The 7,622-nt window shown below is 62.5% G+C and carries 13 protein-coding genes; 6 read left to right on the top strand and 7 right to left on the bottom strand.

Annotated elements, in window-relative coordinates; translation table 11 throughout:
* Positions 1 to 2 precede the first annotated feature (2 nt).
* The 5 genes from ACL03I_RS27910 to ACL03I_RS27930 all read right to left on the bottom strand — a co-directional run bounded on the left by ACL03I_RS27910 (position 3) and on the right by ACL03I_RS27930 (position 2,043).
* Positions 3 to 320 carry a hypothetical protein gene (locus tag ACL03I_RS27910; protein WP_412807332.1) on the bottom strand — a complete coding sequence of 106 codons (318 nt, stop codon included), beginning with the start codon at positions 318 to 320 and terminating at the stop codon, positions 3 to 5.
* The gene (locus tag ACL03I_RS27915) at positions 313 to 636 is read right to left on the bottom strand and encodes a hypothetical protein (RefSeq protein WP_412807333.1); all 324 of its coding nucleotides are present in this window, start codon (positions 634 to 636) and stop codon (positions 313 to 315) included. Before ACL03I_RS27915 ends, ACL03I_RS27910 begins: the two co-directional genes overlap by 8 nt.
* 76 nt (positions 637 to 712) lie before the next feature.
* Positions 713 to 1,078 (bottom strand): hypothetical protein, encoded by a 366-nt coding sequence (locus ACL03I_RS27920; protein ID WP_412807334.1) that lies wholly within the window; start codon positions 1,076 to 1,078, stop codon positions 713 to 715.
* Between the two features lie 56 nt (positions 1,079 to 1,134).
* Entirely contained in the window at positions 1,135 to 1,518 is a 384-nt protein-coding gene (locus ACL03I_RS27925; RefSeq protein ID WP_412807335.1) for a hypothetical protein, read from the bottom strand.
* A 12-nt stretch (positions 1,519 to 1,530) separates the two neighbouring features.
* Positions 1,531 to 2,043 (bottom strand): DUF3558 domain-containing protein, encoded by a 513-nt coding sequence (locus ACL03I_RS27930; protein ID WP_412807336.1) that lies wholly within the window; start codon positions 2,041 to 2,043, stop codon positions 1,531 to 1,533.
* 285 nt (positions 2,044 to 2,328) lie between these two features.
* On the opposite strand from ACL03I_RS27930, the gene ACL03I_RS27935 reads away from it, so the two are divergent.
* On the top strand, positions 2,329 to 2,748 hold the full coding sequence (locus tag ACL03I_RS27935; RefSeq protein WP_412807337.1) for a hypothetical protein: 420 nt from the start codon (positions 2,329 to 2,331) through the stop codon (positions 2,746 to 2,748).
* A gap of 104 nt (positions 2,749 to 2,852) precedes the next feature.
* Here the strand turns inward: ACL03I_RS27935 and ACL03I_RS27940 are convergent, their stop codons facing one another.
* Positions 2,853 to 3,068, bottom strand: a complete 216-nt coding sequence (locus tag ACL03I_RS27940) for a DUF397 domain-containing protein (protein ID WP_412807338.1) — start codon at positions 3,066 to 3,068, stop codon at positions 2,853 to 2,855.
* Complete coding sequence (locus ACL03I_RS27945) at positions 3,065 to 3,937, bottom strand: helix-turn-helix domain-containing protein (protein WP_412807339.1); 873 nt, start codon at positions 3,935 to 3,937, stop codon at positions 3,065 to 3,067. The genes ACL03I_RS27940 and ACL03I_RS27945 overlap by 4 nt, the downstream gene beginning before the upstream one ends.
* Positions 3,938 to 4,098: 161 nt before the next feature.
* On the opposite strand from ACL03I_RS27945, the gene ACL03I_RS27950 reads away from it, so the two are divergent.
* The 5 genes from ACL03I_RS27950 to ACL03I_RS27970 all read left to right on the top strand — a co-directional run.
* Entirely contained in the window at positions 4,099 to 4,542 is a 444-nt protein-coding gene (locus tag ACL03I_RS27950; RefSeq protein ID WP_412807340.1) for a hypothetical protein, read from the top strand.
* Positions 4,539 to 4,880 carry a hypothetical protein gene (locus tag ACL03I_RS27955; RefSeq protein WP_412807341.1) on the top strand — a complete coding sequence of 114 codons (342 nt, stop codon included), beginning with the start codon at positions 4,539 to 4,541 and terminating at the stop codon, positions 4,878 to 4,880. The genes ACL03I_RS27950 and ACL03I_RS27955 overlap by 4 nt, the downstream gene beginning before the upstream one ends.
* 30 nt (positions 4,881 to 4,910) lie before the next feature.
* A complete protein-coding gene (locus ACL03I_RS27960; RefSeq protein ID WP_412807342.1) occupies positions 4,911 to 5,543 on the top strand; it encodes a hypothetical protein in 633 nt (210 codons plus the stop codon).
* Positions 5,544 to 5,795: 252 nt separating this feature from the next.
* Entirely contained in the window at positions 5,796 to 6,995 is a 1,200-nt protein-coding gene (locus tag ACL03I_RS27965) for a Cmx/CmrA family chloramphenicol efflux MFS transporter (RefSeq protein WP_412807343.1), read from the top strand.
* 332 nt (positions 6,996 to 7,327) lie between these two features.
* On the top strand, positions 7,328 to 7,622 hold a 295-nt coding region (locus tag ACL03I_RS27970), incomplete at its 3' end, for a hypothetical protein (protein WP_412807348.1).

Here is a 7,622-nt window from a genome sequence, read left to right on the forward strand (position 1 = left end):
GGTCAGTACCCGACGCTTTCATCGATGTAGCCGAATTCGCGATAATATGCTGCATCCACACTCTCGTATATGTTGGCGCAGGCAGCCAAACCATTTCCCGCCGACTCGATGGTCACCTTGCCTTTCATGAGCTTGTCGTGAACATCGGCAAGCACGTCATTGAAGACATCCGCGATATCACGCCCGAAGACTCCGAGCGCATAGTCGCCCATACGGTGCTCTCCAATGTGCTGCGCCGACGAGTTGTAATGACCCGAGCAATATCTGATCTCATTGGCTTGTGTTCTCAAAGCTTTCGGACAGACATGAAAGTCAGTCACCGGACCCTCCTCCAGTTGCGGTGAGCGGATCGCTCCCGATAGCCGAGTTTATGGCACTTACGATTGCCCCGAGAATATGGTTCTCGCTGGCCCTCGATACCTCGGATGGATCCAGATGGATAGAGTGCAGCATGCCTCGGTTATCGATTACCACTGTCCCGAATTGCGTGCCGTCATATCTGTCCACGATCTGGACATTGCGCAGTTCGACTGGCGATTCCGGCTTGTGGTCGCGAGTGCGGATAGCCACCACCGCCCGGTCCCACTCGCGGTTTATCTCTTGCACCATCGCGTAGATATTGTCGAAGTCAGTCATCCTCGTTCATCCTTCTGAGCGCACCGCCCAACGGAGTACCCGGCTATGATCGAGTTCACTACTGGGCAGCGTGGCGCTACGGCTGCAAATCGGTGAGCAAGTCGAATGCTTCAGGGAACTCGTCGCGAAGCTTCTCGAATACACTCACACTAGCGGTGCGCCGGGCGCTGTTAACAGCATCGACAATCGCCTGACACACGGTATTCAGATCGTCGGTCAGCGCCCATGCCGGTCGGCTCGTATCGCCAAGCCCGTAGGGAAGGCTGATGTCCTTGATCCGGCTACCGTCGCCAGATACCACCGCAATCGCCCGGCCGTCACTGGAGTGTGCAGTATGCGACTCATCCTCCACCTCGAACATTACTCCACGAACGCGGGCGCGAAATGTTGCGATCTGACGGTCGGTCTCATCCAGGAGGCGCATCAAATCCTCATGCTGCATTGGAACTATGTTCCTTTTCTGTTGGACTTTCTTCGTTGGTAGTGCGGGCGAGCGGATCAGCCCGGCTGCTCGGTTGCGTTCGCGAACTTCGTCGCGTTCTCGATGTCCTGCCCGGTGATGCGCTTGAACGAGATCGCCATGACCTCGCGCATGTTCTTCACGGTCTCGATGTGTTCGAGGATGATCTGGTCGATCGAATTCGGGTCTGCTGTAGCCTGCTTCAGAAACTTACCGACAAGCTGTTCCGCCATGGCAAAATCGCCGAAGCCGGAAACGCTCTGCGCAACAGCGGTAAACCTTCGCATTCCTTGCAAGTCGGCGATACGCTGGTCACACGCTTTCGCGCAGTGATACGCGGCACTCTCGTCATCGAGGTACAGTTCCCCGGCCCGTGCGCGGCCCGCTAGCCCACTCCACAGGTCCGCGTTGTTCTCGCTCATATGACCCCCTGATCAATGCGGTAGCGCAGGCACGATCGACCTGCCAACACGTTGCAGGACTGCGCACGGGTCCTCGAGACCATCCATGCCTGCCCGGTTCAGAACCTTGAGCTGCACGACCCCCTGAGTCGCCGGAAAGAGTACGTCGCAATCCAGATACTTCGAGGCGCCCTCGACCCGGAACTGCCGGCCTTGGCGACCAGCCACTGTGACATCTTGAAAATCTACGTTTCCCGGTTTTTTCTCGAACTCCGCAACCGTGCGACCAGTGGAAAAAATAGTAATGAAGTACCTGGGTCCATCCCAGTTACAGATTTCCCAGCCAGATTGGTGCACCCCTGCAATGCCAGGCTCCTCAGTGGCTGGATCGACCCCAGCCGCCCGCAATGCCTCGTCGGGAATCCCCGTGCAGGGGTTGAACAGCGCCTGTGTCGCTGTGGTGCTGGAACCCGTCGCAGGCGATCCGCTCGTGGTGTCTTCACATCCCGCGGCACCGGTCGCCAGCGCTCCGATGAGCAGTGCCAACAGGATTCGATGACTCATCCCCACCCTCTCGACCCGTGACGACTCAAGTGGGCCAACAGTAGCAGACGAGCAGCGCGGCGCTCCTTGGTCGCGCTGGTCCAGAGGCGTTCTGCGCGTGCCAGGTGTGATGCGGCCGGGAGACTGGTGCCCGGGAAGCGGCGGGGTCCTCTCCCTGTTGGGACGTACAGAGTTTGGGGCCCAATCTATGGTGGCAAGGCAGTAACGAGTTCGACGAAAGCTAGGACATACGACTGAGTTCGACGAATTGTTCAAGGAGCTGGAACGATGAAGTTTGGCAAGATCGTGGCCGGGTTTGCGCTCGCTGCCGCCGCACTCTCTGTTGCTCCCGCCGTCGCCTCCGCTGACGATCCGGAGTTTCCGCGCAACGGTGTTATCCCGCCTGGTACCTATCACATCGGGCGGGGTCCCTCCAATGTAATCGGGTCGCCGATCGAGAACTGCGATCTGCAAGTCTTTGTGGATGGCAGGACGGTGGAGCTGGCCTGTGGCGGGTCCAGCCGGGGAGGGCATCAGACGCCGGTCGGCCCTGACGAGACGTACGTTTCGTTCGACTTCGTGCCCCTTGGGCTCGATCTGCATGACATCGACCCCCGGCAAGGGCTTTGGAGCGGAACGGTGAATATCGCTGGGACTCCGATTATTGCCCCGTACCCGCTGGCAGCAGTCTGGCTCAGCCGCCGTTGAACCGGATGCGCCAGTAGCGTGCTACTTCCGTCAGTGTCGTGACAGATACGGCCCGGACATCGGCTGCGGGCCGAGGTCCGGGCTGTTTGTCGCCTACTCCGATTTCACCCATCAGAGTGCGGACCGAACGCGCCAGTTGTGACGCATGCGATGAAGGCGTCCCATTGGCCCGGCCTGAGGATCAACGCCGGGCCGGTCGGGTTCTTCGAATCACGGACGCCAACCAGACCGGCGTCGAACCAAGCGATCTCCACACACGCTTCGCCACCATCGCTGTAGCTCGACTTGAACCATTGCGCACTGGGTAGCTCAGAAGTCACTGATCGTATCTCCTCGCCATGGTACGCAACAGGTCTCTCGAGGGCTGTTCGTGCAGAGCAGCGCCACGAAGGGCGTCCATGATAGTTTGAAATCTCGCTACATCGTCGTGCTGCTCGAAAATCATTGTTCCTACGGCTCCTTCGGTGTAAACAACCGATGGCTCGCGCAGGAAGTCCAGGATTATATACGGCGGTATCGCCGCTCCCGAAGGCAAGCCTGCGGCGAAGGGCACGATGCGGATCGAAATATTCTCTCGCACACTCAAATCCGCAATATGTCGATGCTGTCCAGCCATTGTCCGTCTGGAGCCCACCACGGTATGCAACACCGCCTCGTGCAGCAAAAACTCCGCTCGCATCGGCAGATGGCGGCGCGTTAGTATCGCGGATCGTTTCATTCGCAGAGCTACACGCCTCTCCACATCTTCCAAGGTGACCCTCGGTGGGTGCGATTCCACATTCCGCGCATAATCGGCGGTCTGCAACAGCCCGGGCACGATAAGCGACTGGAAAAAGTGAAGTTCAGCTGCCGCCACCTCCAGATGAAGATAAGTGTTGAACCCCGGCCGGATCAGGCTCCGATAGTCTTGCCACCAAACCTTCGCATTGGTCTGGTCCACAAGTGATTTCAGATATTCCGTCCGCTCATCCGGCAACCCGTAGTACTGGCAGATGAACTCGATGTCCCGAACCTTGATCTTCTCGTTCTGCCCCAGTTCCAGCCGTCCCAGCGCGGATCGGCTGATCTCCAGGACCTCGGCTACCTGCTCGAGGGTGTAGCCGTTGGCCTGACGCGCGTCGCGCAGTGCGCGGCCCAACTGGCGACGCGGCAGCGTCGTCCGGCTGACGTCCGACTTGGTACCGACCATTTCCGCTGTGTCCTCCCCTGCTGTCCCACGGTGTGACCTGCTTTTTCCCACGGCGAGAATCGACGTGCGCCGACTCGGGAACCGTTCGGCGCGTATACGCCGATTGCCGGGCACCGGCCGATTCGAGCTCCCCGTCGTGAGCACGTTCGCAGCATATGCACATGGCCGAAGAACACGGAACAGAACTCGATGCAGTCACGAATTCCCGCGCATCACAGCCGACTACGCGCGGCAGCGGGCCCACCGGTCACGGCACCGAGTCGCGCCTACGCGGCGGTCGCGGGGCACCGGATGCCCTGCTGATTCCGCCCGGTATCTGCCGCTATGCCGACGTGCAATCGGCGCACGAGCAGATGCGGGCGCACCTGACCTGCCGGATCGACCGGTGTGCGTGGAAGGCGGCAGCGTACCGCACGCTGGTTCTCGCGGGACGGTTGATACCGCAGGCGGTGAGCCACCGGGAACGAGCCGCCGCACGAGGGATCGGCTTTCCGTCATATGACGAGACCTGCGACGCTGACCGCATACTCGACGTGCACACCATTCAGGCAGTGCTGGAACGATTGTCGGCGTTGGCGGCCCCACCGGAATCCTTCCGGGGATGAGCCGATTGCATCGGACGACAACGGGAACCGCACAGGCCGGCTGGCGAGTGGTGGGCAGTCGCATCGAAATCGTGTCCTTGCGTGACAAAGCCGATCCCACACCCGCCTACCGGCTGCGCAACAACGGCGACACCGTGCCGATCCCGCTGGGCGAGAACGGATTCGTCGCCTTCGATGAGCGCGCACTGCCGGATCTGGCGCAGGTCCGCGAATGGTTCCCGCGCCACTTCCGGCTGTGGGACGCGCTGCGCATCGAGTTCTGGGACATTCTGCTGCCCGCACACGGAGCACGCACCACGGATCCTCCCGGACCGCCCCAGCCGGGTGAGTTCGCCTGACCGATTCCACGCCCACTCCAGAGAGCGAAAATGCCCGATCGACGAAATCGACCACAGGACAAGTCGCGCAAGCCGACGAGTTCCGCCATCCGATACCCACCCAGCGCCACGATCGATTCACTACTCGCGGCCATGCTGGCCGAGCGTCGCGCAGACGCCGCCGACCGCGACACCGTGCATTTCTGGGGATTCGCCCGCACCGGAAGCGCCACCGCGCACGACGCGGCCCACACTCAGATCGTCCTCGATCCCGACGCCGAACGCTCTCCCGTCCTGGATTCGGCCGAATGGCTGATCCGGAGATTCACCGGCCGCGTGTGGGCGTTCGGGCTCGCCTACCTGACGGTGGGCGAGATATTCACCAGCCCGCACGAGGCGATGCAGGCTGCGGCCGCGGGCCGATCGAGCGAACGCGCCACCGCCGATCCCATCTGCGCGGCAACGATATTCGACGCCCGAGGACGCACCTACACGTCGCTGACGTACACCCACCTGCCCGAACTCGGACCGACGCCCACCTCGGTGGGCGACACCCGCCAGTGCATCGACGCCTGGATAGCCCTGTTCGACCAGCGCGCCGTAGCGGCGCATGTGTGGGCGGCGGCCATAACGCTCGATCCGTCCGCGAACCACGCCGCCATAGCCCGCCTACGGGGTCACTGAAAAATCGCGTTGGCCGCGCCTGCACGCGTTGTTATGGTGTGGTCGTGAATTCCCCGGAGTCGTCCAGACGGTAGCCGCCCGGCATACGCGCCGGGCGGCGTTGTGAATGCGAAACCGCTGGTCGTAGCGCGACCGAGTGGTTATTTCGCAACGCCGGACGAAGCTGGTCTCTCCGCGGAGGGTGACGGTTCACCCGATTTCCGCGACCATCTCGGGCGCTTTGTCGCGCCCTGTATCCGGGGAGTTCCTTTTATGCCCATTGTGGTGTTCGTGCTGGCTGTCGCGGTGTTCGCGCAGGGCACGTCCGAGTTCATGGTGTCGGGGTTGCTGGAGGCGATCGCCGTCGATGTCGGAGTCTCGCTCGGCACCGCCGGTCTGCTGACCTCACTGTTCGCGGCGGGCATGGTGCTCGGCGCGCCGGTGATGGCGATGGCGGCGGGCAGGTTGCCGGTCCGGCACTCGATAGCGGCGTTCTTGGCGGTGTTCTGCGCTGCTCATGTCGTCGGCGCCGTGACCAGCGAGTTCACGGTACTGCTGATGACGCGGGTCGTCGCCGCCGTCGCCAACGCGGGATTCCTGGCAATCGCGCTGGCCGCTCTGCCGCACTTGGTCGGCTCGGCGATGGTGGGGCGCGCGACCTCGGTGGTGGTGTCCGGGGTGACCGTAGCGTGTATCGCGGGGGTACCGGCCGGCACTGTGCTGGGGCACTTCTGGGATTGGCGTATCGCGTTCTGGGCTGTCGCGATCGTCAGCGGGGCAGCGGTGATTCCGGTGTGGGCGATGGTGCCCCGTACGGCTCGCACCGGTGATCGCCCGGCCACAGCCGAGTCCTCTTTGCTGCGGGAGTGGGCGGTACTCGGCGAACGGCCGGTACTCACCTCGGTGCTGGTCGCGGTGCTGGTCAACGCGGCGACGTTCGCGGGGTTCACGTTCCTCGGTTCGATCACCGCAGGGCTCTCCACAGCGGACAGCCGCTGGGTTCCGATCGTGCTGGCCTTGTTCGGCATCGGTTCGTTCGTCGGTGTGACGGTCTGCGGCCGCCACAGCGACCGTCATCGCGAGCGGATCGTCACCGTAGGAACGAGTGGGCTCGTCGGGGTGTGGTTATTGGCCGCTCTGACCGCGCAGGCACTGCCCGGCGTCGCGATCATGGCGACGGTGTCCGGGGCGGTCGCGTTCGGAGTGGGATCGACACTGATCACGACGATCGTGCAGACCTCGGCGCCCGCCGCGCCGAGGATCGCGGGTGCGCTGGCCACCACGGCGTTCAATATCGGCGCTGCGCTCGGCCCTGTCACCGCCGCCGTGGTCGTCGACCACACCGGTCAGCCCGCGAAGGCGTTGTGGTGTGGCACGGTTCTCACACTCGCCGCGGCCACGGTCGTGCGGGCGGCGAGGCAACCGGTCGCATCACCGGCGGCGACCGCCGCGGCAGGAGACCCGCTCGAGTAATGCTGGCGAATTACCGCTAATAGACTTGACGAACGAAGGATCGAGATGTCACTATAAATATGGGAAGACACAGGAAATGGCGTGTCTTCTTTCTTGTTGTCTCTCGACATCGGTCGAAATCGGGTGTAATTTAGGGCTTCGCGCCGGGTCGCGTGCTGTCCAACTCTCGAAATACGAATTGACCGTGGAAAGTGGCACAGTCTGCGTGCCACCTTCTACCCGTTGTTGTCGAGTCATGTTCGGACACGGTCCAGCACGGTGCGCCATGTGAATTACCGCCCACAGGACAAGCAGATACCGTGACGCCCACGCGAACGTATGGGCGTCATGAGGTGCTGGAAGGACGCATCTTGACAGTCTCGAGTCAGACCGACGTCTATGCCGCAACGCCCGCCGATTCCGGATTCTCCCCCTCGCCGAAACGGCTCTCGTTCGCGAAGATCCGTGAGCCCCTCGAAGTTCCGGGCTTGCTGGAAGTCCAGACCGATTCGTTCGAATGGTTGATCGGCACGCCCGCCTGGCGCGAACGGGCCACCGCGCGCGGCGAATCCGGCGCCGGCGGATTGGCGGAGGTGCTCGCGGAGATCAGCCCGATCGAGGACTTCTCCGGCTCCATGGCGCTGACGC

The sequence above is a fragment of the Nocardia sichangensis genome (assembly GCF_047200615.1).
GTDB lineage: Bacteria > Actinomycetota > Actinomycetes > Mycobacteriales > Mycobacteriaceae > Nocardia > Nocardia sichangensis.